The 23,161-nt window shown below is 53.0% G+C and carries 21 protein-coding genes; 13 read left to right on the top strand and 8 right to left on the bottom strand.

Annotated elements, in window-relative coordinates:
* Positions 1-11: 11 nt before the first annotated feature.
* The 3 genes from mlaD to mlaF are packed head-to-tail and all read right to left on the bottom strand — an operon-like array spanning position 12 to position 2,170.
* Positions 12-563 carry an outer membrane lipid asymmetry maintenance protein MlaD gene (gene mlaD, locus AC07P6_RS03145; protein ID WP_434661345.1) on the bottom strand — a complete coding sequence of 184 codons (552 nt, stop codon included), beginning with the start codon at positions 561-563 and terminating at the stop codon, positions 12-14.
* 4 nt (positions 564-567) lie between these two features.
* A complete protein-coding gene (gene mlaE, locus AC07P6_RS03140) occupies positions 568-1,350 on the bottom strand; it encodes a lipid asymmetry maintenance ABC transporter permease subunit MlaE (RefSeq protein WP_110272851.1) in 783 nt (260 codons plus the stop codon).
* Between the two features lie 7 nt (positions 1,351-1,357).
* Entirely contained in the window at positions 1,358-2,170 is an 813-nt protein-coding gene (mlaF, locus tag AC07P6_RS03135; protein ID WP_110272850.1) for a phospholipid ABC transporter ATP-binding protein MlaF, read from the bottom strand.
* Positions 2,171-2,379: 209 nt separating this feature from the next.
* Here mlaF and AC07P6_RS03130 point away from each other — a divergent pair, with 209 nt between their 5' ends.
* The 11 genes from AC07P6_RS03130 to npr all read left to right on the top strand — a co-directional run bounded on the left by AC07P6_RS03130 (position 2,380) and on the right by npr (position 10,271).
* On the top strand, positions 2,380-3,357 hold the full coding sequence (locus AC07P6_RS03130) for a calcium/sodium antiporter (protein ID WP_478315627.1): 978 nt from the start codon (positions 2,380-2,382) through the stop codon (positions 3,355-3,357).
* Positions 3,354-4,358 carry an arabinose-5-phosphate isomerase KdsD gene (kdsD, locus tag AC07P6_RS03125; protein ID WP_375538819.1) on the top strand — a complete coding sequence of 335 codons (1,005 nt, stop codon included), beginning with the start codon at positions 3,354-3,356 and terminating at the stop codon, positions 4,356-4,358. The genes AC07P6_RS03130 and kdsD overlap by 4 nt, the downstream gene beginning before the upstream one ends.
* Positions 4,359-4,372: 14 nt before the next feature.
* A complete protein-coding gene (kdsC, locus tag AC07P6_RS03120; RefSeq protein ID WP_110272848.1) occupies positions 4,373-4,939 on the top strand; it encodes a 3-deoxy-manno-octulosonate-8-phosphatase KdsC in 567 nt (188 codons plus the stop codon).
* Positions 4,936-5,511 (top strand): LPS export ABC transporter periplasmic protein LptC, encoded by a 576-nt coding sequence (gene lptC / locus AC07P6_RS03115; protein ID WP_182235060.1) that lies wholly within the window; start codon positions 4,936-4,938, stop codon positions 5,509-5,511. The genes kdsC and lptC overlap by 4 nt, the downstream gene beginning before the upstream one ends.
* Positions 5,480-6,025, top strand: coding sequence for a lipopolysaccharide ABC transporter substrate-binding protein LptA (gene lptA / locus AC07P6_RS03110; protein WP_110272846.1), 546 nt, complete (start codon positions 5,480-5,482; stop codon positions 6,023-6,025). Before lptC ends, lptA begins: the two co-directional genes overlap by 32 nt.
* A 6-nt stretch (positions 6,026-6,031) precedes the next feature.
* On the top strand, positions 6,032-6,757 hold the full coding sequence (gene lptB / locus AC07P6_RS03105; protein ID WP_110272845.1) for an LPS export ABC transporter ATP-binding protein: 726 nt from the start codon (positions 6,032-6,034) through the stop codon (positions 6,755-6,757).
* A gap of 47 nt (positions 6,758-6,804) precedes the next feature.
* Entirely contained in the window at positions 6,805-8,238 is a 1,434-nt protein-coding gene (gene rpoN, locus AC07P6_RS03100; protein ID WP_112213552.1) for an RNA polymerase factor sigma-54, read from the top strand.
* Positions 8,239-8,260: 22 nt separating this feature from the next.
* A complete protein-coding gene (gene hpf / locus AC07P6_RS03095) occupies positions 8,261-8,548 on the top strand; it encodes a ribosome hibernation promoting factor (protein ID WP_112213551.1) in 288 nt (95 codons plus the stop codon).
* A 65-nt stretch (positions 8,549-8,613) separates the two neighbouring features.
* Positions 8,614-9,102 carry a PTS IIA-like nitrogen regulatory protein PtsN gene (ptsN, locus tag AC07P6_RS03090; RefSeq protein ID WP_182235062.1) on the top strand — a complete coding sequence of 163 codons (489 nt, stop codon included), beginning with the start codon at positions 8,614-8,616 and terminating at the stop codon, positions 9,100-9,102.
* Positions 9,103-9,147: 45 nt separating this feature from the next.
* On the top strand, positions 9,148-10,002 hold the full coding sequence (rapZ, locus tag AC07P6_RS03085) for an RNase adapter RapZ (protein ID WP_004106169.1): 855 nt from the start codon (positions 9,148-9,150) through the stop codon (positions 10,000-10,002).
* A complete protein-coding gene (gene npr / locus AC07P6_RS03080; RefSeq protein WP_004106170.1) occupies positions 9,999-10,271 on the top strand; it encodes a PTS phosphocarrier protein NPr in 273 nt (90 codons plus the stop codon). Before rapZ ends, npr begins: the two co-directional genes overlap by 4 nt.
* 61 nt (positions 10,272-10,332) lie before the next feature.
* On the opposite strand, the gene mtgA is transcribed toward npr, so the two are convergent.
* From mtgA to mnmL, 5 genes are all read right to left on the bottom strand, one after another.
* Entirely contained in the window at positions 10,333-11,058 is a 726-nt protein-coding gene (gene mtgA / locus AC07P6_RS03075) for a monofunctional biosynthetic peptidoglycan transglycosylase (RefSeq protein WP_434661342.1), read from the bottom strand.
* Positions 11,055-11,708 (bottom strand): isoprenoid biosynthesis glyoxalase ElbB, encoded by a 654-nt coding sequence (gene elbB, locus AC07P6_RS03070; RefSeq protein ID WP_181486322.1) that lies wholly within the window; start codon positions 11,706-11,708, stop codon positions 11,055-11,057. The genes mtgA and elbB overlap by 4 nt, the downstream gene beginning before the upstream one ends.
* Before the next feature lie 234 nt (positions 11,709-11,942).
* Positions 11,943-14,282: an aerobic respiration two-component sensor histidine kinase ArcB gene (arcB, locus tag AC07P6_RS03065; RefSeq protein WP_478315626.1), complete on the bottom strand. Its 2,340-nt coding sequence runs from the start codon at positions 14,280-14,282 to the stop codon at positions 11,943-11,945.
* Between the two features lie 149 nt (positions 14,283-14,431).
* On the bottom strand, positions 14,432-15,496 hold the full coding sequence (gene uxuA / locus AC07P6_RS03060; protein ID WP_478315625.1) for a mannonate dehydratase: 1,065 nt from the start codon (positions 15,494-15,496) through the stop codon (positions 14,432-14,434).
* A 143-nt stretch (positions 15,497-15,639) separates the two neighbouring features.
* Entirely contained in the window at positions 15,640-16,575 is a 936-nt protein-coding gene (gene mnmL / locus AC07P6_RS03055) for a tRNA modification radical SAM protein MnmL/YtqA (protein ID WP_304253762.1), read from the bottom strand.
* A gap of 672 nt (positions 16,576-17,247) precedes the next feature.
* On the opposite strand from mnmL, the gene gltB reads away from it, so the two are divergent.
* Positions 17,248-21,708: a glutamate synthase large subunit gene (gene gltB, locus AC07P6_RS03050; RefSeq protein WP_478315624.1), complete on the top strand. Its 4,461-nt coding sequence runs from the start codon at positions 17,248-17,250 to the stop codon at positions 21,706-21,708.
* 9 nt (positions 21,709-21,717) lie between these two features.
* Positions 21,718-23,136: a glutamate synthase small subunit gene (locus tag AC07P6_RS03045; RefSeq protein ID WP_304253763.1), complete on the top strand. Its 1,419-nt coding sequence runs from the start codon at positions 21,718-21,720 to the stop codon at positions 23,134-23,136.
* Positions 23,137-23,161 lie beyond the last annotated feature (25 nt).

Below are 23,161 nucleotides of genomic sequence, written 5' to 3'. Positions count from 1 at the left end.
ATCTCCTGAAATTAATGCGTCGTGCCGGCTGGCTGCGTAGCGTCAGTATGACTTTCTTCCGCAGCTGGTTCATCGCCAGAATTCTTATTGTCGCTGCCTTTACTGCTGTAAAGGAACTGACCTATTAGATCCTCCAGTACCATTGCAGACTTGGTGTCCTGAATGGTGCCACCATCTTTAAGGATAGAAGTTCCCAGCTCAGGGTCTTCAAAACCAATGTTCATCGCCAGATACTGTTCACCCAGCAGGCCGGAAGTTCTGATTGCCAGCGAGCTGGTATCCGGAATGTGGTTGTAACGCTCATCGATATCGAGAGCCACACGCGGCAGATAGGTTTTCGGGTCGAGCGTGATATCCGCCACGCGCCCTACGACAACACCACCAATACGTACCGGGGACCGCGCTTTCAGACCTCCAATATTGTCAAAGGTGGCGTAGAGTCGATAGGTCGGTTCGGTACGCAAAGAGGTCACGTTTGCCGCCTTCAGGCAGACAAACAGCGCGGCCAGCAGCGCGACCAGTAAGAACACCCCTACCCAGATTTCATTTTTTCTCGTTTGCATGAACTCAATTCCCAAACATCAGCGCAGTCAGCACAAAATCCAGCCCCAGAACCGCCAGCGACGCATGTACCACGGTACGCGTTGTCGCCCGGCTAATCCCGGCGGAAGTGGGGATAGCGTCATAACCGTTAAATAACGCGATCCATGTTACCGTAATGGCGAAAACCAGACTCTTAATCAGGCAGTTAACCAGGTCCATCCGCCAGTCGACGGCATTTTGCATCGCGGTCCAGAAGAATCCACCGTCGATACCCTTCCAGCTAACGCCGACCAGCGATCCCCCCCAGACGCCAACTGCCACGAAAATGATCGTCAACAACGGCAGTGAAATCACCCCGGCCCAGAAACGCGGAGAAATCACGCGGCGAAGCGGATCAACCGCCATCATCTCCATACTGGAGAGCTGCTCGGTCGCACGCATCAGGCCGATTTCAGCAGTCAGCGCCGAACCGGCACGCCCGGCGAACAACAGCGCGGCGACAACCGGCCCCAGTTCACGCAGCAGGGACAGCGCCACCAGCATGCCCAGACTGGTTTCGGCGCTATAGGTGGTTAAGACCAGATACCCCTGCAGTCCCAGAACCATACCAATAAACAGCCCCGAGACGATGATGATCAGCATCGACAGCACGCCGACGTTGTATAGCTGACGCATCAGCAGCGGCGCATGCTTACGAAACTCGGGCTTGCCCACTACGGCGTTGAAGAGCATTAATCCAGCACGCCCAAACGTCGCGATACTTTTAATACCTCGATGCCCGAGCGCGGCCAGCGCATTTAACAGCATGAGTCGCTTAACTCCCTTTGCCTAATAAATCATGGTGATAGTCGCCCGCGGGATAGCGGAACGGCACAGGGCCGTCGGCAATACCATCAATGAACTGACGAACACGAGGATCGGCATTTTCACGCAGCGACTGCGCGCTCCCATGCGCCACAACTTTTTTGTCCGCTACAATATACGCAAAGTCCGCAATGCTGAGCACTTCCGGCACATCATGCGAAACTACGATACAAGTGACACCCAGGGTACTGTTGAGTTCAGAAATCAGCTTCACCAGCACTCCCATGGTAATGGGATCCTGCCCGACAAAAGGCTCATCGAACATGATTAAATCAGGTTCCAGCGCAATGGCCCTCGCCAAAGCGGCGCGGCGCGCCATCCCACCGGAGAGCTCGGAAGGCATCAGCTTCGCGGCACCACGCAGCCCGACAGCTTCCAGCTTCATCATCACCGTGGTGTGCAGGAGCGCTTCCGGCAGGCGGGTATGTTCGCGCAGCGGATAAGCCACGTTATCAAACACGTTCATATCTGTGAACAGCGCGCCGGACTGAAACAGCATGCTCATTCGCTTGCGCACGGTATACAGGCGCGAACGAGACATCTGCGGCACGTTTTCACCATCAAACAGGATCTCGCCCTTGTCTGGTGGGATCTGGCCGCCGATCAGGCGTAACAGGGTAGTTTTGCCGATCCCTGATGGTCCCATGATCGCAGTGATCTTACCGCGAGGCACCGACAGCGAGATGTCGTCGAAAATCACTCGGTCGCTTCTTGAGAAGCGAATACCGCGAACTTCAACTAAATTCGCCAAAGTTTGGCTCATAAAATCATCCTTACTAGACACCCATTGAGCTAAGCATGGCGCTTTCTTTCACCACGAACCCAACATTTTTACAGAATCTTACCTGCCCAGGTTAGCGAAAGCTGGCATTTGTTTTACTTTTGGCACACATAAAGTCAAAATTAAGAATTCGTTACGCTGCCTACGGACGGCCAGCAAGGCGACGATTATACCTGAAGAAAGGACTTTAGATGCTCTTAGCGACGGCTCTGTTAATTATTGGTTTATTGCTGGTTGTCTACAGCGCCGATCGTCTGGTTTACGCCGCTTCAATACTCTGTCGCATGCTGGGGATCCCGCCGCTCATTATCGGTATGACGGTCGTCAGCATCGGTACCAGCCTGCCGGAGATCATCGTATCCGCCGCCGCTTCTCTGCATGGTCAAACCGATCTGGCAATCGGTACGGCACTGGGATCCAACATCACCAATATTTTACTGATCCTTGGTCTCACCGCGCTATTTCAGCCATTTACCGTGCATTCTGATATCCTGCGCCGCGAATTACCGCTAATGTTGCTGGTCAGTTTACTGGCGGGCTTTGTGCTATATGACGGTCAGCTGACGCGTATGGATGGCCTTTTTTTGCTGGCGCTGGCAATACTGTGGCTAGTGTTCACGATTAAAATAGCCCGTCTCGCTGAGCGTCAGGGTAACGACAGCCTGACCCGAGAGCAGCTCGCGGAGCTACCGCGCGAAGGTTCGCTTCCCGTCGCCCTACTGTGGTTGGGTGTCGCGATGATTGTGATGCCGATGGCTACGCGTATGGTGGTCGATAACGCTACGGTGCTAGCGAACTTTTTCGCCATCAGCGAACTGACCGTCGGCTTAACGGTGATTGCTATCGCTACCAGTTTGCCAGAGCTGGCAACCGCTATTGCCGGCGCGCGAAAAGGTGAAAACGATATCGCCATCGGCAATATCATTGGCGCTAATATTCTTAATATCGTGCTGGTTCTCGGGCTTCCCGCGCTGATTGCGCCAGGCACCTTCGCTGCCGAGGCGTTTACCCGCGACTATGGCGTCATGCTGCTGGTCAGCCTGATCTTTGCCCTACTGTGCTGGCGGCGTAAACAGCAGCCTGGTCGGCTAGCAGGCCTACTGCTGGTGGGCGGATTTATGCTTTGGTTGGCGATGCTGTTCTGGACAGCGCCGCTCTTCGTTGAATGATTCGGGATAACATTATGTCGCAAATAGATTTGCCAGCGGATTTTGACTTTCAACGGGCAGGCCGTGAGGTTCTGGAAATTGAACGTGAAGGTCTGGCCCAGCTTGATCAATATATTAATGAAGATTTCACCCGCGCCTGTGAGAGCATTTTTCACTGCAACGGCAAAGTTGTCGTAATGGGGATGGGCAAATCTGGTCATATCGGGCGAAAAATGGCAGCTACCTTTGCCAGCACCGGAACTTCATCATTTTTTGTTCATCCGGGCGAAGCCGCACATGGCGATTTAGGTATGGTCACCCCACGTGATGTGGTTATCGCACTCTCAAATTCGGGTGAGTCAAACGAAATCCTCGCGCTTATCCCCGTTCTTAAACGTCAGCAGGTTTCGCTTATTTGTATCACCAGCCGCCCGGAAAGCAGCATGGCGCGCGCGGCGGACATTCATCTGTGCGTGAAGGTGCCAAAAGAGGCTTGCCCATTAGGGTTGGCGCCAACTTCAAGCACCACTGCCGCGCTGGTGATGGGCGACGCGCTTGCCGTCGCGCTGCTGGAAGCACGCGGTTTTACCGCTGAAGATTTTGCCCTGTCACACCCTGGCGGTGCGCTGGGACGTAAGCTGCTGCTGCGGGTCAATGACATCATGCATACCGGCGATGAAATCCCGCACGTAGGTCTTCAGGCCACGCTGCGCGATGCGCTGCTGGAAATCACGCGCAAAAATTTAGGCATGACCGCTATCTGTGATGATGAAATGAATATCATCGGTATCTTCACCGATGGCGATCTGCGTCGGGTATTTGATACCGGCGTCGATATGCGCAATGCCAGTATTGCCGAGGTGATGACCCGAGGTGGCATCCGTATTCGCCCCGGTATCCTGGCCGTCGATGCGCTGAACCTGATGCAATCCCGTCATATCACCTGCGTGTTGGTTGCTGATGGCGACCGTCTGGTAGGTGTGGTACATATGCACGATCTCTTGCGCGCGGGCGTAGTGTAAGTAAGGAAAAAATAATGAATAATGCTGATGCCCTGATCGCGACCTGTTATGGGCCGGTAAGTCAGGGCTTTATTGATCGCGCAGCGAAGATCCGTTTACTGATCCTCGATGTCGATGGCGTCCTGTCCGATGGGCTTATCTTCATGGGCAACCACGGCGAAGAGCTAAAAGCGTTTAACGTACGTGATGGCTACGGGATCCGTTGCGCCCTGACTTCAGATATTGAAGTGGCGATAATTACCGGACGAAAAGCTAAACTGGTAGAAGACCGTTGCCAAACTCTTGGCATCACGCATCTGTACCAGGGGCAGTCTAATAAACTGCTGGCATTTCATGAATTACTGAACAAACTGGCCGTTCGCGCTGATGAAGTGGCCTATATCGGTGACGATCTGATCGATTGGCCGGTGATGGCTGAGGTTGGTTTAAGCGTAGCGGTGGCAGATGCGCACCCGTTGCTGATCCCGCGCGCAGATTACGTCACTCGCATTAATGGCGGTCGCGGGGCGGTACGGGAAGTTTGCGATTTGCTACTATTGGCGCAGGGCAAGTTGGATGAGGCCAAAGGGCAATCTATATGAGTAAAACCAGACGTTGGGTTATCATTTTACTGTCGCTGGTCGCGCTGATCCTGATCGGCCTGAATCTGGCGAGTACGGACGAGACCACCCAGCAAGCGGTCAATCCTGATGAGCCAACGTATACCAGTGAGCATACCGATACCGTCGTTTATAGTCCGGAAGGGGCGCTTAATTACCGGCTGATCGCTGAACACGTGGAGTATTTTTCCGAACAGCAACTGTCGTGGTTCGCAAAACCGGTAATGACCACCTTCGATACTAACAAAGTACCAACCTGGTCTATCAAAGCGGATAAAGCCAAGTTGACGAATGACCGCATGCTGTATCTTTACGGGCACGTTGAAGTGAATGCGCTGACGGCGGATTCTCAACTGCGCAAAATTACGACGGATAACGCCCAGATAAACCTGGTGACGCAGGATGTTACCTCCGATGACATGGTGACGTTGTACGGAACAACATTTAATTCCAGCGGCCTGAAAATGCGCGGGAACCTGCGCAGCAAAAATGCCGAGCTGATTGAAAAGGTTAGAACCTCATATGAAATTCAGAACAAACAAACTCAGCCTTAAGATTGCGCTCGCCAGCGCCTTACTGGCCGCCAGCCTGCCGGCACTGGCAAAAACCGGTGACACCGATCAGCCAATTCATATTGAATCCGATCAGCAGTCGCTGGATATGCAGGGTAATGTCGTCACGTTTACTGGTAATGTCGTTGTTACCCAGGGAACCATCAAAATCAACGCCGACAAGGTTGTCGTAACTCGCCCGGGCGGAGAGAAAGGCAAAGAGGTTATTGATGGTTATGGTAACCCAGCGACCTTCTTCCAGATGCAGGACAACGGCAAGCCGGTTAAAGGCCGGGCGTCAAAAATGCATTATGAACTGCAAAATGACTTTGTCGTGCTGACCGGCAATGCGCATCTGGAACAGATCGATAGCAATATCCAGGGTGACAAAATCACCTATCTGGTAAAAGAGCAAAAAATGCAGGCGTTCAGCAATAAAGGTGGGCGAGTGACCACGGTTCTGGTTCCTTCGCAGCTGCAGGACAAAGGCACCGACCAGTCAAAGAAGGGTAAGTAATTCGTTATGGCAACATTAACTGCAAAGAATCTCGCCAAAGCTTACAAAGGCCGCCGCGTGGTGGAAGATGTCAGTCTGACCGTGAATTCAGGTGAGATTGTTGGCCTGCTCGGCCCGAACGGTGCGGGTAAAACCACTACCTTCTATATGGTCGTCGGTATCGTTCCGCGCGACGCTGGCAACATCATTATTGACGATGAAGATATCAGCCTGCTGCCACTACATGCTCGCGCGCGTCGCGGTATAGGCTATCTGCCGCAGGAAGCCTCCATATTCCGTCGCCTGAGCGTGTACGATAACCTGATGGCGGTATTGCAGATCCGGGACGACTTAAGCAACGAGCAGCGTGAAGATCGCGCGAAAGAGTTGATGGAAGAGTTTCACATTGAGCACCTGCGCGATAACCTCGGCCAGGCGCTCTCCGGTGGTGAACGTCGCCGCGTCGAAATCGCCCGTGCGCTGGCCGCTAACCCGAAATTTATCCTGCTGGATGAACCTTTTGCTGGCGTCGACCCTATTTCCGTCATCGATATCAAACGTATCATTGAGCATCTGCGCGATAGCGGCCTGGGCGTGCTGATTACCGACCATAACGTTAGGGAAACGCTCGCCGTTTGTGAACGTGCCTATATCGTCAGCCAGGGCCATCTGATAGCTCACGGTACACCTCAACAAATCCTTGAAGACGAGCAGGTTAAGCGCGTGTATCTTGGGGAAGACTTCAGACTCTGATAGGGTAGAGGTTACAGACGTTTTAGTCGGAGATATTGGCCCTGAATATGAAGCAAGGTTTGCAATTAAGGCTAAGCCAACAGCTTGCCATGACGCCACAACTGCAGCAGGCGATTCGTTTACTGCAGTTGTCCACGTTAGAACTCCAGCAAGAACTCCAGCAGGCGCTGGATAGCAACCCGTTGCTGGAGCAAACCGATCTTCACGATGAGGTAGAAACCAAAGAGGCCGAGGATCGCGAATCTCTGGATACCGTCGATGCCCTTGAGCAAAAAGACATGCCTGAAGAACTGCCGCTTGATGCCAGCTGGGATGAGATTTATACAGCAGGAACGCCATCAGGTAACGGCGTCGATTATCAGGATGACGAACTGCCCGTCTACCAGGGTGAGACCACTCAAAGCCTGCAAGATTACCTGATGTGGCAGGTTGAACTTACACCGTTCACTGATACCGATCGCGCCATCGCGACCTCCATTGTCGATGCCGTTGATGATACCGGCTATCTCACTATTTCTGTCGAAGACATCGTTGAGAGCATTGGCGATGATGAAATCGGACTTGAAGAAGTTGAAGCCGTCCTCAAGCGCATTCAGCGTTTCGACCCCGTCGGCGTAGCGGCAAAAGATCTGCGCGACTGCCTACTGGTTCAACTTTCGCAGTTTGCCAGAGAAACACCCTGGATTGATGAAGCACGTCAGATCATCAGCGATCACCTTGATCTACTAGCGAATCATGATTTCCGCTCTCTCATGCGCGTAACCCGCCTCAAAGAAGAAGTATTAAAGGAAGCGGTAAGCCTGATCCAATCCCTGGATCCGCGCCCTGGTCAATCCATTCAAACTGGCGAACCAGAATATGTCATTCCTGACGTGCTGGTGCGTAAGGTGAATGACCACTGGGTCGTTGAACTCAATTCAGATAGCCTACCGCGCCTGAAGATCAATCAGCACTATGCTGCCATGGGTAACAGCACACGCAATGATGCCGACGGCCAGTTTATCCGCAGCAATCTGCAAGAGGCTCGCTGGCTGATCAAAAGCCTGGAGAGCCGTAACGATACGCTACTGCGCGTCAGTCGCTGCATTGTTGAGCAGCAGCAGGCCTTTTTCGAGAAAGGTGAAGAGCATATGAAGCCGATGGTACTGGCTGATATTGCTCAGGCCGTCGAAATGCATGAATCGACCATTTCACGTGTTACTACCCAAAAATACCTGCATAGTCCACGCGGTATTTTTGAGCTGAAGTATTTCTTCTCCAGCCATGTAAGCACAGAAGGCGGCGGCGAAGCATCGTCGACGGCCATTCGCGCGCTGGTGAAGAAGTTAATCGCCGCGGAGAACCCCGCGAAGCCGTTGAGCGACAGTAAGCTCACCACCATGTTATCCGATCAGGGTATTATGGTGGCGCGCCGCACCGTCGCTAAGTATCGAGAGTCTTTATCCATTCCGCCGTCGAATCAGCGTAAACAACTGGTTTGACCCAACCGATAAGGAAGACACTATGCAGCTCAACATTACAGGACACAACGTAGAAATAACCCCTGCTCTGCGCGATTTTGTTAATACGAAATTTAGCAAGCTGGAGCAGTTTTTCGATAGGATCAATCAGGTCTACATTGTGTTAAAGGTAGAGAAGGTAACGCAAATTGCGGATGCCAACCTGCATGTCAACGGTGGTGAAATCCATGCCAGTGCGGAAGGGCAGGATATGTATGCCGCTATCGATGGTCTTATTGATAAGCTGGCAAGACAGCTAACAAAACATAAAGATAAACTGAAACAACGCTAATTGTCCGGGCATAACCTACGCCAACCGCCAGCAGGCGGTTGGTCAGGGCGAGCTCAGGTGAAATTATGATAAATAACGATTCGGCTCTACAACTGAGCAATGTCCTTAACCAGGAATGTACCCGTAGCCAGGTTCACTGCCAGAGCAAGAAACGTGCCCTGGAAATCATCAGCGAGCTGGCAGCAAAACAGCTAGGCTTGCCGCCTCAGGTGGTGTTCGAAGCGATCCTCACTCGCGAGAAAATGGGCAGCACCGGGATCGGTAACGGTATCGCGATCCCACACGGAAAACTCGAAGAGGATACGCTGCGGGCCGTTGGCGTTTTTGTCCAACTGGAAACCCCGATCGCTTTTGATGCGATCGATAATCAACCTGTCGATCTCCTGTTTGCGCTTCTCGTTCCCGCCGATCAGACCAAAACTCATCTGCATACGCTTTCACTGGTCGCAAAACGTCTGGCGGATAAAGCAACCTGTCGCCGACTACGCGCCGCCCAAAGCAACGAAGAGTTGTATGAAATTATCACCGAAGCAGGAAGCAACGATGGGGCATAACGGGAGTCGCACCTTACTCTTTATCGTACTGAGGAGAAACGGTACATGGTACTGATGATCGTCAGCGGCCGTTCAGGATCGGGGAAATCCGTCGCCCTGCGAGCGCTGGAAGATATGGGTTTCTACTGTGTGGACAACCTACCGGTGGTTTTGTTACCCGAACTGGCACGCTCGCTTGCAGATAGAAATATCTCAGCTGCCGTCAGCATTGACGTACGTAACATGCCTGAGTCACCGGAAATCTTTGAGCAGGCAATGAAAAATCTGCCCGCAGAATTTTCGCCTCAGTTGCTGTTTCTTGACGCCGATCGCAACACCTTAATTCGCCGCTACAGCGATACGCGCCGCTTACATCCGCTGTCGAGCAAAAATCTGTCGCTCGAAAGCGCTATTGATGAAGAGAGCGACCTGCTGGAACCACTGCGTTCTCGCGCCGATCTGATCGTCGATACTTCCGAGATGTCGGTGCATGAGCTGGCAGAAATGCTGCGTACCCGTTTGCTAGGCAAACGCGAACGTGAGCTGACGATGGTCTTCGAATCTTTCGGCTTCAAGCATGGTATCCCTATCGATGCCGACTACGTTTTCGATGTGCGCTTCCTGCCTAATCCGCACTGGGATCCGAAACTGCGCCCGATGACAGGTCTGGACAAACCTGTCGCCGCCTTCCTCGACCGACACACGGAAGTTCACAATTTTATCTACCAGACTCGTAGCTATCTTGAACTATGGTTACCCATGCTGGAAACCAATAATCGCAGCTATCTGACGGTGGCCATTGGTTGTACTGGCGGTAAACACCGTTCGGTCTACATCGCCGAACAGCTGGCTGACTACTTCCGCTCGCGCGGTAAGAACGTGCAGTCTCGTCATCGGACGCTGGAAAAACGTAAATCATGACCGTTAAGCAAACCGTTGAGATCACCAATAAGCTGGGCATGCATGCCCGCCCGGCAATGAAGTTGTTTGAGTTAATGCAGAACTATGATGCTGAAGTCCTGCTGCGCAATGATGAAGGTACTGAGGCAGAGGCCAATAGCGTAATTGCCCTGCTGATGCTTGACTCAGCCAAAGGACGTCAGATTGAGATTGAAGCGAATGGCCCGCAGGAAGTTGAAGCGCTGGCAGCGGTTATCGCGCTGTTCAACGCCGGTTTTGATGAAGACTAGCACGACCCCCGGTTGCGTCGCGTGATGCTTACCGGAGTTATAAATTTAGCCACTATAAACATCAATGTAGCTTATTTTTCTGCATAAACCCTTCCCCACCCAACTGACGCATCTGGCGTAAAATCCACGCTTGCCGACTACGGACGTATCCTGACGGTGCGTCTGCGCGAAAGCGAATCGGGTTAGGCAAGACCGCAGCTAACAGTGCCGCTTCAGAAGCGGTCAACTTACTGGCCGGTTTATGAAAATAGCGCTGTGATGCGGCTTCCACACCAAACGTCCCTTCACCAAACTCAGCAATATTCAAATAAACCGTGAGGATGCGTTTTTTGCTCCAGACGGTCTCGATACCAACGGTCAGCCCAGCCTCCAGCCCTTTTCTCAGCCAGCTGCGACCATCCCACAAGAACAGATTCTTTGCTGTCTGCTGTGATAGCGTTGAGGCACCGCGAATGCGGCTCTCGTTGCGCTCATTATGTGCCAACGCCTTCTCAATGGCGGAAACATCAAAACCCCAGTGCTCAGGGAATTTCTGATCTTCAGCAGCAATAACCGCAAGCCCCATCCAGGGAGATATCTCATCCATCCCCACCCAATCAGAATGGGCGACGTAATGAAAATTCCCAGAGGCCCAGGCACTGACTTGTCGTTCCAGCATCACGGCCGAAAAAGGAACCGGCACGATGCTAAACAGCACAATGCCACCGCCCCATACCACCAAACATGCCAACAACAACCGCAGCAAAAGACGTTTGATCATTCGCAGCGGGGAAAAACGAGACTTCATGCAGTCAGAACCAGCACGCGAGCGACCAGTTTTTCAATTCCGCTCGCCGCTTCAGCAATATTCTGCGCCAGCATATATGCCGGAGTCGTCACCACTTTGTGGTCTTCATCAACCACTATGTCATCGACCGGGCAAGGCACGTGTTCAGCGCCCATCTCCTCTAATGCATCTGCGGTATCCAGATCGGTGCCGATAGTCACGCGTAGCGGAAATGAGAAAATTTTAGGTAGCAACGCCGGAGCGATACAGATAAAACCCAACGGTTTACCCGCCAGATGCATGGCCAGAGCCAGTTCTTTCAGATCGCTATCCACCGTACATTCACTGCCCTGGGAAGCAAAGCTACTGAGGTTTTTCGCCGCGCCAAATCCGCCGGGCACAATCAGCGCATCCAGCTCATCCGCTCGGGCATCTGCCAGGGGACGAATTTCCCCGCGCACAATACGTGCGGCCTCAACGAGCACATTACGGCTTTCAGCCTGCGCTTCCCCGGTCAAATGATTGATTACATCAGTTTGTACTTTATCAGGTGCAAAACAGATGGCCTGGGCGCCGCTGCGAGCAATCGCCAGCAAGGTAATAACCGCTTCATGAATTTCGCTGCCGTCATAAACACCGCAACCGCTTAGCACCACACCAATTTTCTTCATCACATCAGCCCCTTAGTACAAGTTTATGGAACCAGTCAAAAATTTTGATTTACTCGCTATGCTTCACATATTTTACCGATTCACGTAACAAATTATTTAAGCTTTGCTATCTTAATCAGCGAGCAAGCCAAATCCTCAGGTTGCGCCGTGTAAAAAAATCACTCAAATGATTCTGGCACAACAACCAGTTCCCTGGTGTTGGCGCAGTATTCGCGCACCCCGGTTTATCCGGGGTCATTTTTTATCAGCCGCCGCTACCCACGCTTTCAGTACCGCAACGTCGCTTTGCCACTCGGATTTCATCTCTTCAACCCATTCTGCAACGTTATCTGACCATGCCGGCAAATCTGGTGACTGAATCTGTTGTCCAAGCTGCTGAATGTGACGCAAACCAATTGAGCCAGCCGCCCCCTTAATTTTATGCCCTTCGTCGACAATGCCTTTCTGGTCACGCGCGGTTAGATTCGATTCCAGAACCGCCAGATAGCCCGGCATCATTCTCTCGAAAACTGCCAGACCGTCATTGATAAGCTTCGGTCCCACCAGTTCGATATACTGCTCAAGCATCGGAACATCCAGTACAGAAGCCGATTTATTGACATCTACAGATGGCATATCGTTCTCTTCCTCTTCCGGTGAATCCCAGAATTTTTTGATAATTGCGGTTAGCGCCGGGACCGATAACGGTTTACTCAGGACATCGTCCATCCCGGCGTCCAGATACTCGTTTTTGTTCTTCAGTACATTAGCGGTGAGCGCCACCAGCGGCGGGAGTTCATCAGCAGCAAAGCGTTGTTTCAGCTGGCGAGAGATATCCAGTCCCGTCATATCCGGCAGCTGAATATCGAGCAGAACCAGGTCGTATTCGCCGGGCACAAACATCTCCAGCGCGGCCTTACCGGTCATCGCCACATCCACGCTATTGCCTAGTTTCTCCAGCACCGAGCGCGCGACGATCACATTCAGTTCAATATCTTCCACCAACAACACGTTCAGCGCCGGTAATGGCATTTCATCTTCTGCCAAAGTGTCTTCGACTTCTTCAGCAATAGCAGGTGCATGTACGGTGAGCGTAAAGGTCGCCCCTTTGCCCGGCAGGCTGGAAACGCAGATATCACCGCCCATGTTGCGCGCCAGACGACGCGATACCGCAAGGCCAATACCGGTGCCGGTCGCGGGTTTGCCTCCCTGGCTATCTTTAACCTGATAATACATGGCAAAGATTTTGTCCTGTTCCGCTTCAGGAATACCAATACCGGAATCTTCTACTTCAAAATGCAGAATATCGCCTTCGTCATAACACACGCGGACGTTCACATTCCCGCCCTGCGGAGTAAATTTCACCGCGTTACTAATGAGGTTCCACAGAATCTGGCGTAGCCGCGTACCGTCGGTTATCACTTGATGCGGCAGCGGAAGGGCGGGTTCCAGCACAAAGTGCAGACCTTTCTGCTGCGCCTGCAGGCCAGAGAGGTTTTCCAGATCAGCAAGGAAGCCAGTGAAATCAACCGGCTGATTATCCAGCTGAATTTTACGCCGCTCCATTTTGTCCATCTCAATAATATCGTTGAAGATATTACCCAGCGTCACGGCTGAGACATGGATAGTTTTCAGGTATTTTTCCTGCTCTCCGGTTAGATCGGTATCCAGCAGGATCCTGCTAAGCCCCACGATGCCATTAAGCGGCGTACGCAGCTCGTGGCTAATAGTAGAGATAAAGGTGGTCTTATCACGGCTGGCCCTCTCCAGCGCGTCCTGATAGCGCTTACGCTCGGTAATATCGCGACCGAAGCCCATCAAGCCACGTCGCTTACCTACGCGGTCATAATAAGGTACCTTGCGGATTTCAAAGCAGGCCTTGCGCCCATCCGGATAATCCAGCCACTGCTCATAGGTCAGCGATACGTTATGCCGGAAAACTTTCTCATCCGTTTCCAGCACTTTCTCCGCCACTTCTGCGCCATAAACATCCTGTGGCTTCAGATGAATAAGCTGCTTTTCACTTTTACCGGTCAGCAGTTCCATCGCCCGGTTGCAGCCAGAAAACTCTTTATCTTCATTACGATAGAAAACTAAATCCGGAGACGCATCAAGGAAGGAGCGCAGGAAGGAGGATTGCTGCTCAAGCTGAATTTGCGCCTCTTCACGTTCCTTCATCTCAATTTTCAGTTGCTCAAGCGTCGTTTCACGTTCTGCTTCAGCTTTTTCACGTTCGCCGATTTCCTGATTAAGCTGGGCGATGTTGTCCTTAAGCTGCACATTCAACTTGAGATCGCGCTCGCGCATCTCCTCCAGCTTCTCCACTAGCCGCGAGAGACGCTGCCGGGACTCTTCCAGTTGCTCAACAACGACCGAGAGGAAATAGACCGCCCACGGGGTAATCAGCAGGCCAAAGAAGATGGAGCGGATAACATCAATACTTTCTACCTGGCCGTGCAGCACCATGGTCACGGCCATTTGCACCACAATCGCCAGTACCACCAGCGCAAGGGCCAGCAGCATGGAAAAGCGCACCAGACCCAACTTCATCATCAGGTCAACATAATACTGCGCCAGCATACGGATTTGCTTCATAGGAGATTCCTTCGCGACAACTTCGCACAATAATACTCAATTCTGAGCAAGACGCTGTAAGTTGTGCAAAAAATGCGGGAAGGATTGTGTTACGCGGCTGACCCTGGATTACAGTCAGCCGGAATATAGATTGGAAACAGGACTGGTCGTTAGCGCTTACTGAGTGCTTCCCATAGCCCTTTGAGGTAGGTTACTCCCAGCGCGCGATCGTACAACCCGTAGCCTGGACGCCCTGTTTCTCCCCAAATAAAGCGCCCATGATCCGGACGGATATAGCCGCTAAAACCATTGTCATAGAGCGCCTGCATCACTTTGTACATATCTAAAGAGCCAAATTCTGATGGGTGAGCGCACTCATAAAAGTCTTTGTCTTTGATGAGGTTTATATTACGCACATGGGCAAAATGGATTCGCTTACGGCGGGTAAACTCGGCCAGAATCGAGTAGACATCATTAGCCGGGTCTTCCGCGATAGAGCCGGTACAGAGCGTGATGCCATTCGCCTCTGAATCCACCGCCCGACAAATCCAGTCCAGATCGTCACGATTTTTCACCACTCGCGGTAGACCAAAAATTGAGTACGGCGGATCGTCCGGATGAATAGCCATTTTCACCCCCACCTCTTCACAAATAGGGATCACTGCATTCAGGAAATAGACCAGGTTTTCGCGCAGTACTGTGTCATCAACATCTTTATATTGAGCAAACAGGTCCTGAACTTTTGCCAGCCGCTCTGGTTCCCAGCCCGGCAGCGCAAAACCATTCGAATTTTCCAGAACCTCTTTCACCACCTCTTCAAGACTCTTATCAATGTCTTTCTTCTCAAAAGCCATCGTCAGGGAGCCATCCGGCAGAACATAGTTCATGTCCGTCTTCATCCAGTCAAAAACCGGCATGAAGTTGTAGCAAATGACCTTAACGCCAAACTGAGCAAGATTGCGGATAGTTTGCTGATAATTGGCGATATAACGATCGCGGGAAGGTAAACCGATCTTAATATCATCATGAATGTTGACGCTTTCAATGACTTCCATTGTAAGCCCAGCGGCATGGGCTTGCTTCACCAGATCCTCAATTTTATCAACTGGCCAGACCTCACCAACGGCGACATCATAAAGTGCGCCTACAACACCTTCTACACCCGGAACCTGGCGAATATATTCCAGAGAGACCTTATCTTCATCTGGACCAAACCAACGCATTGTCATCTGCATACGAAACCACCTGAGTCAATGTTATCAATAAGCAATAGCCTACTACCATACCAGTTTTCATAACCAGAGATATATTGACGATAGTGACAAAGATCACATTACTTTTTGCAGGCTGTCGTGAAAGAGACTCGTGACGTTTTTCATTATTTCGTGGTTACCGGAGATACCCAGCCAGGACCGATGGCTGAGCCCTGGACACCGTGCTGATTAAGGTATTTATCCAGCTCAACCATCCCGGTCCAGCGGTTCTCACACCACAGCGGTGCCAGCAGCGTCGGACGACGGGCACTGGCAGAAATACGGTGATAAATAATCTCAGGTGGGGTATGGCGAATCATCTCTCCTGCAGTGACCGTATAGTCGTCCAGTTCAATACCGTTCAACCTTCCGGCTTCCCACGCTTTTGCCATGATGCTGCCCTTCACAATATGAAGTGGATGCAACTTAATACCATCAACGCCGGTTTCAACCACCCGATCCAGGGTTTGCAGGCAATGATGCTGCCCCTCTCCCGGTAGCCCGACAATCAGATGTGAACATACTTTCAGACCACGTTCACGCGCCAGTCGGGTCGTGTGCTGATAGCAGGCAAAATCGTGACCGCGATTTATCCGATGCAGCGTTTTATCATGTGCGGTTTGCAGCCCAAGCTCCAGCCATACTTCATAACCCAACTCCCGATATTCGCTAAGTAAATCCAATACTGCTTCAGGCACACAGTCCGGGCGAGTGCCGACGCACAGCCCAACCATATTGGCCTGGCTCACCGCTTGCTGATACATGGAGCGCAGTACCTGAACTTCAGCAAAAGTGCTGGTGTAGGCCTGAAAATAAGCCAGATAGCGCTGAGCGCGATTAACCCGCTGCGCCTGATACGCCAGCTGTTCGGCAATCGAAATATACTGCTGTTGTTCATCAGCGAAAGATGCCACATTACAAAATGTGCAGCCGCCACGACCAATCGTGCCATCGCGATTTGGACAGCTAAATCCACCATGCAGCGTCAGTTTATGAACCTTTTCGCCATAACGACGCGCAAGATCCCCACCAAACATATTGACTAATTTTTGTAACTGCATAATCTGATAGACCGGCCTTAAGAAAAGGGCCAAGCCTGCCATTTTTAGCTACCGACGGCGATGACCTGGATCAATCGTCAACGCGGCCGCTTACCTCATTGCATAAACACTCAAGATAACCGCAATTTAATTCACATTCATAGTGATGAGTTTTCCTTATACATAGACTCTGGTTTTGCCATTATCTTTGTCAGGACATAAAACAGTATTACTTTCCGCAATTCACATAAAAAGCAGTCAAATAGTCTGAGATAAAAAAACTATTCAGCACAGACCGATAATCTTGTGCCATCGATATAGTGAGACAGATCACACTCAATTATGCCGTCGGTTACGTTTCAGCAGCATTCGAAATGTCATTATTCTCTTAAAAATCATAAAATTAAGTGTTGCATAGCACATTTTTGTATAAATAAGATTGCCATTTGACGTATGTGCGGATTCCCGATAAGTTGGGAATCCGCTGGAAGCTTTCTGGATGAGCGCTCTGCTCATCATATTTATGCAGTAATTGAGATTCCCTCTTAACAGCAAGTCCTCAAACTTGTGTACCGATGCGAAAAGGATTTAAAGAGGGCGAATGCGAGGTGCAAACCCCGTCGCCATGCTCTTTCTGTGCCCGTGCGCAACGGTTCGGAGGGTGTCCCGTAGAGCCTGGGGAGGTTCACTGATATGTTGTACGATAAATCCCTTGAGAGGGATAACTGTGGTTTCGGCCTGATCGCCCACATAGAAGGCGAACCTAGCCACAAGGTAGTGCGAACCGCTATACACGCACTGGCCCGAATGCAGCACCGCGGCGCGATCCTCGCCGATGGAAAAACCGGCGACGGTTGTGGCTTGCTGCTACAAAAACCCGATCGTTTCTTCCGAATCGTTGCGGAAGAGCGCGGCTGGCGTTTAGCCAAAAATTACGCCGTTGGGATGTTATTCCTTAATAAAGATCCTGAACTGGCCAAAGCGGCACGCCGCATCGTCGAAGAAGAACTTCAACGCGAAACCTTGTCTATTGTCGGCTGGCGCGAAGTGCCAACCAACGAAGGCGTTCTCGGTGAAATCGCACTCTCCTCGCTGCCCCGTATTGAACAAATCTTTGTTAACGCCCCGGCTGGCTGGCGTCCGCGTGATATGGAGCGCCGTTTATTCATCGCCCGTCGCCGTATCGAAAAGCGCTTGCAAGAAGATAAAGATTTCTACGTTTGCAGCCTGTCTAATCTGGTGAACATTTATAAAGGTCTGTGTATGCCGGCGGATTTGCCGCGCTTCTACCTGGACCTCGCGGACCTGCGTCTGGAATCAGCCATCTGCCTGTTCCACCAGCGCTTTTCCACCAACACCGTGCCGCGCTGGCCGCTGGCGCAGCCGTTCCGCTATCTGGCGCACAACGGCGAAATTAATACCATCACCGGTAACCGCCAGTGGGCCCGCGCCCGTACCTATAAGTTCCAGACGCCGTTGATCCCGGATCTCCACGATGCTGCGCCATTCGTCAATGAAACCGGCTCTGACTCCAGTTCGATGGATAATATGCTGGAACTGCTGCTGGCGGGCGGGATGGACATTATCCGTGCCATGCGCCTGCTGGTGCCGCCAGCCTGGCAGAACAACCCGGATATGGATCCCGACCTGCGTTCATTCTTCGACTTTAACTCCATGCACATGGAGCCGTGGGATGGCCCGGCAGGTATCGTGATGTCCGACGGTCGCTATGCGGCCTGTAACCTCGACCGTAACGGCCTGCGCCCGGCGCGCTACGTTATCACCAAAGATAAGCTGATCACCTGCGCCTCTGAAGTCGGCATCTGGGATTACCAGCCGGATGAAGTGGTCGAAAAAGGCCGCGTTGGCCCAGGCGAGCTGATGGTTATCGATACCCGTGAGGGGCGTATTCTGCATTCAGCGGAAACCGATAACGATCTAAAAAGCCGTCATCCATATAAAGAGTGGATGGAGAAAAACGTCCGCCGTCTGGTCCCGTTTGAAGACCTGCCTGATGAAGATGTTGGCAGCCGTCAGTTTGATGACGACACGCTCGCCAGCTATCAGAAACAGTTTAACTACAGCGCTGAAGAGCTGGATTCCGTCCTGCGCGTGCTGGGCGAAAACGGCCAGGAAGCGGTCGGTTCAATGGGTGATGATACCCCATTCGCCGTGCTCTCCAGCCAACCGCGTATCATTTACGATTACTTCCGCCAGCAGTTCGCGCAGGTGACTAACCCGCCGATCGATCCGCTGCGTGAAGCCCACGTAATGTCGCTGGCCACCAGCATCGGCCGCGAAATGAACGTCTTCTGCGAAGCGGAAGGCCAGGCGCACCGTCTGAGCTTTAAGTCGCCAATTCTGCTGTACTCCGATTTTAAACAGCTGACCACCATGGAAGAGGAGCACTATCGCGCCGACGTCCTGGATATCACGTTTGATGCCACCGAAACCACGCTGGCTGAGACGGTGAAGGCGCTGTGCGATACAGCCGAACAAATGGTGCGTGACGGAACCGTCCTGTTGGTGCTCTCTGACCGCAACATCGCTAAAAACCGTCTGCCGGTACCCGCTCCGATGGCGGTAGGCGCGATCCAGACCCGTCTGGTCGATAAGAGCCTGCGCTGCGATGCCAACATTATTGTCGAAACCGCCAGCGCCCGCGACCCGCACCACTTTGCGGTTCTACTGGGCTTCGGCGCGACGGCCATCTATCCGTACCTCGCCTATGAAACTCTGGCGAAGCTGGTAGATAACAAAGCCATCGACAAAGAGTACCGCGCGGTGATGTTGAACTACCGTAACGGCATCAATAAAGGTCTGTATAAGATCATGTCGAAGATGGGGATTTCAACAATCGCGTCCTATCGCTGCTCGAAACTGTTCGAAGCAGTGGGCCTGCATCGCGAAGTGTCTGACCTGTGCTTCCTGGGCGTTGTCAGCCGTATCGGCGGCGCCGGTTTCGACGACTTCCAGCAGGATCTACTGAACCTGTCAAAACGTGCCTGGCTGGCGCGTAAGCCACTGGATCAGGGCGGTCTGCTGAAATACGTCCACGGCGGCGAATATCACGCCTACAACCCGGACGTGGTGCGTACCCTGCAACAAGCGGTACAAAGCGGCGAATACAGCGATTACCAGCAGTACGCAAAACTGGTTAACGAACGCCCGGCGGCAACGCTGCGCGATCTGCTGGCCATTACCCCGGACGGCACTACCGTCAGCCTGGACGACGTTGAACCGGCAAACGGACTGTTTAAACGCTTCGATACGGCAGCAATGTCCATCGGCGCGCTGAGCCCTGAAGCGCACGAAGCGCTGGCGGAAGCGATGAACAGCATCGGCGGCAACTCGAACTCCGGCGAAGGCGGCGAAGACCCGGCGCGCTACGGCACCAATAAGGTGTCGCGCATTAAGCAGGTCGCCTCTGGTCGCTTCGGCGTGACTCCGGCCTACCTGGTCAATGCCGACGTTATCCAGATTAAAGTCGCTCAGGGTGCGAAGCCCGGCGAAGGCGGTCAGCTACCGGGTGATAAAGTCACCCCGTATATCGCCAAACTGCGCTATTCAGTACCGGGCGTGACGCTGATCTCCCCGCCGCCGCACCACGATATCTACTCTATCGAGGATCTGGCGCAGCTGATTTTCGACCTGAAACAGGTCAACCCAAAAGCGATGATCTCCGTGAAGCTGGTTTCCGAACCGGGCGTCGGCACCATCGCCACCGGCGTAGCGAAAGCCTATGCAGACCTGATTACCATCGCAGGTTACGACGGCGGCACCGGCGCAAGCCCGCTCTCGTCGGTGAAATATGCAGGCTGTCCGTGGGAACTGGGCCTGGTGGAAACCCAGCAAGCGCTGGTGGCTAACGGTCTGCGTCACAAGATCCGTCTGCAGGTGGATGGCGGTTTAAAAACCGGCGTCGACATCATTAAAGCCGCGATTCTGGGCGCGGAGAGCTTCGGCTTCGGTACCGGTCCGATGGTGGCGCTGGGCTGTAAATATCTGCGTATTTGCCACCTGAACAACTGCGCAACCGGCGTAGCAACTCAGGATGAAAAACTGCGTAAGAACCACTACCACGGCCTGCCGTTCAAAGTGACCAACTACTTTGAATTTATCGCCCGCGAAACCCGCGAGCTGATGGCTTCGCTGGGTGTAAAACGTCTGGTGGATCTGATTGGCCGTACCGACCTGCTGAAAGAGCTGGATGGTTTTACTGCCAAGCAGCAGAAACTGGATCTGGGCAAGCTGCTGGAGACCGCAGAGCCGCATCCAGGCAAAGCGCTGTACTGCACTGAGAACAACCCGCCGTTTGACAATGGCGTGCTCAATGCGCAGCTGCTCCAGCAGGCAAAACCGTTCGTTGACAGCAAGCAGAGTAAAACGTTCTGGTTCGATATCCGCAACACCGACCGCTCCGTTGGGGCATCGCTGTCAGGTTATATCGCCCAGACCCACGGCGACCAGGGTCTGGCAGCCGATCCTATTACCGCTCACTTCAGCGGTACTGCGGGCCAAAGCTTCGGCGTGTGGAACGCAGGTGGCGTTGAGCTGCATCTGACAGGCGATGCCAACGACTATGTCGGTAAAGGTATGGCTGGCGGCCTGCTGGCGATTCGTCCTCCGGTCGGCTCAGCCTTCCGTAGCCACGAAGCCAGCATCATCGGTAACACCTGCCTGTATGGCGCGACCGGTGGTCGTCTGTATGCTGCGGGCCGTGCGGGCGAACGCTTCGCAGTGCGTAACTCTGGCGCGATCACCGTGGTTGAAGGTATCGGCGACAACGGCTGTGAATATATGACCGGTGGGATTGTTTGCGTGCTGGGTAAAACCGGCGTCAACTTCGGCGCGGGGATGACCGGTGGTTTCGGTTACGTTCTGGATGAAGACGGCGACTTCCGCAAACGCGTGAACCCGGAGCTGGTGGAAGTGCTGGATGTTGACTCTCTGGCTATCCATGAAGAGCATCTGCGCGGTTTGATTACCGAGCACGTGCATCTTACCGGTTCGCAGCGCGGCGAAGAAATTCTGGCCAACTGGCCAGCCTTCTCAGCGAAGTTTGCGCTGGTTAAACCGAAGTCCAGCGATGTTAAAGCACTGTTGGGTCACCGTAGTCGTTCCGCAGCTGAGCTGCGGGTGCAGGCGCAGTAAGGGGTTAAGATGAGTCAGAACGTGTATCAATTTATCGACCTCCAGCGCGTTGATCCGCCAAAGAAACCGCTGAAGATCCGCAAGATAGAGTTTATCGAGATCTACGAGCCGTTTTCCGAAGGCCAGGCCAAAGCACAAGCAGACCGCTGCCTGTCCTGCGGCAACCCGTACTGCGAGTGGAAGTGCCCGGTGCACAACTACATCCCGAACTGGCTGAAGCTGGCTAACGAAGGGCGTATTTTTGAAGCGGCAGAACTGTCGCATCAAACCAATACCCTGCCGGAAGTCTGCGGGCGCGTTTGCCCGCAGGATCGTCTGTGCGAAGGTTCCTGTACCCTGAACGACGAGTTCGGTGCGGTGACCATCGGCAATATCGAGCGCTATATCAACGATAAAGCATTCGAAATGGGCTGGCGTCCTGACCTGACCGGCGTCAAGCAGACGGGTAAAACTGTCGCCATTATCGGCGCAGGTCCGGCGGGCCTTGCCTGCGCAGACGTGTTAACTCGTAACGGCGTCAAGGCGGTGGTCTTTGACCGCCACCCGGAAATCGGCGGTCTGCTGACCTTCGGGATTCCGGCCTTCAAGCTGGAAAAAGAGGTCATGACCCGCCGCCGTGAAATCTTCACCGGCATGGGCATTGAGTTCAAACTCAACGTTGAAGTGGGCCGCGATATTCAGCTGGATGATCTACTGAAAGATTACGATGCGGTATTCCTCGGCGTCGGCACCTATCAGTCGATGCGCGGTGGGCTGGAAAATGAAGACGCCTCCGGTGTATTCGACGCGCTGCCGTTCCTGATCGCCAACACTAAGCAGATCATGGGCTTCGGCGAAACGGCTGATGAACCGTATGTCAGCATGGAAGGCAAGCGAGTTGTCGTTCTTGGCGGTGGTGATACCGCGATGGACTGCGTGCGTACCTCCATCCGTCAGAACGCGTCCCATGTCATTTGTGCTTATCGCCGTGATGAAGAGAACATGCCGGGCTCCAGGCGCGAAGTTAAAAACGCGCGTGAAGAAGGCGTGGAATTCCAGTTCAACGTCCAGCCACTGGGCGTGGAAGTGAATGCTAACGGTAAGGTTTGCGGCGTGAAAATGGCGCGTACCGAAATGGGTCAGCCGGATGCGAAAGGCCGCCGCCGCGCGGAAATCGTCGCCGGTTCCGAGCATGTGGTACCTGCCGATGCCGTAGTCATGGCGTTTGGTTTCCGTCCGCACAGCATGGAGTGGTTGGCAAAGCACAGCGTCGAGTTGGATTCGCAGGGCCGTGTTATTGCGCCAGAAGGCAGCGACAACGCCTTCCAGACCAGCAACCCGAAAATCTTCGCCGGCGGTGATATCGTTCGCGGTTCCGACCTGGTCGTGACGGCGATTGCCGAAGGCCGTAAGGCGGCTGACGGGATCCTCAACTACCTGGAAGTGTAAAACCGTTCTGGCTCCCCAGATACAG

This window comes from Klebsiella sp. GFKo11 (genome assembly GCF_056490265.1).
Note: the sequence above shows the minus strand (reverse complement) of the source record. Positions and strands in the feature narration are given on the sequence as shown.

Bases quoted from the DNA above. Each gene is read 5' to 3' on its own strand.
- rpoN (WP_112213552.1), top strand. From the start codon at position 6,805: ATGAAGCAAGGTTTGCAATTAAGGCTAAGCCAACAGCTTGCCATGACG.
- mlaF (WP_110272850.1), bottom strand. From the start codon at position 2,170: ATGAGCCAAACTTTGGCGAATTTAGTTGAAGTTCGCGGTATTCGCTTC.
- elbB (WP_181486322.1), bottom strand. From the start codon at position 11,708: ATGAAGAAAATTGGTGTGGTGCTAAGCGGTTGCGGTGTTTATGACGGC.
- mtgA (WP_434661342.1), bottom strand. From the start codon at position 11,058: ATGAAGTCTCGTTTTTCCCCGCTGCGAATGATCAAACGTCTTTTGCTG.
- mlaD (WP_434661345.1), bottom strand. From the start codon at position 563: ATGCAAACGAGAAAAAATGAAATCTGGGTAGGGGTGTTCTTACTGGTC.
- AC07P6_RS03130 (WP_478315627.1), top strand. From the start codon at position 2,380: ATGCTCTTAGCGACGGCTCTGTTAATTATTGGTTTATTGCTGGTTGTC.
- lptC (WP_182235060.1), top strand. From the start codon at position 4,936: ATGAGTAAAACCAGACGTTGGGTTATCATTTTACTGTCGCTGGTCGCG.
- AC07P6_RS03045 (WP_304253763.1), top strand. From the start codon at position 21,718: ATGAGTCAGAACGTGTATCAATTTATCGACCTCCAGCGCGTTGATCCG.
- lptB (WP_110272845.1), top strand. From the start codon at position 6,032: ATGGCAACATTAACTGCAAAGAATCTCGCCAAAGCTTACAAAGGCCGC.
- gltB (WP_478315624.1), top strand. From the start codon at position 17,248: ATGTTGTACGATAAATCCCTTGAGAGGGATAACTGTGGTTTCGGCCTG.
- mnmL (WP_304253762.1), bottom strand. From the start codon at position 16,575: ATGCAGTTACAAAAATTAGTCAATATGTTTGGTGGGGATCTTGCGCGT.
- npr (WP_004106170.1), top strand. From the start codon at position 9,999: ATGACCGTTAAGCAAACCGTTGAGATCACCAATAAGCTGGGCATGCAT.
- lptA (WP_110272846.1), top strand. From the start codon at position 5,480: ATGAAATTCAGAACAAACAAACTCAGCCTTAAGATTGCGCTCGCCAGC.
- rapZ (WP_004106169.1), top strand. From the start codon at position 9,148: ATGGTACTGATGATCGTCAGCGGCCGTTCAGGATCGGGGAAATCCGTC.
- arcB (WP_478315626.1), bottom strand. From the start codon at position 14,282: ATGAAGCAAATCCGTATGCTGGCGCAGTATTATGTTGACCTGATGATG.
- kdsC (WP_110272848.1), top strand. From the start codon at position 4,373: ATGAATAATGCTGATGCCCTGATCGCGACCTGTTATGGGCCGGTAAGT.
- uxuA (WP_478315625.1), bottom strand. From the start codon at position 15,496: ATGCAGATGACAATGCGTTGGTTTGGTCCAGATGAAGATAAGGTCTCT.
- mlaE (WP_110272851.1), bottom strand. From the start codon at position 1,350: ATGCTGTTAAATGCGCTGGCCGCGCTCGGGCATCGAGGTATTAAAAGT.
- kdsD (WP_375538819.1), top strand. From the start codon at position 3,354: ATGATTCGGGATAACATTATGTCGCAAATAGATTTGCCAGCGGATTTT.
- hpf (WP_112213551.1), top strand. From the start codon at position 8,261: ATGCAGCTCAACATTACAGGACACAACGTAGAAATAACCCCTGCTCTG.
- ptsN (WP_182235062.1), top strand. From the start codon at position 8,614: ATGATAAATAACGATTCGGCTCTACAACTGAGCAATGTCCTTAACCAG.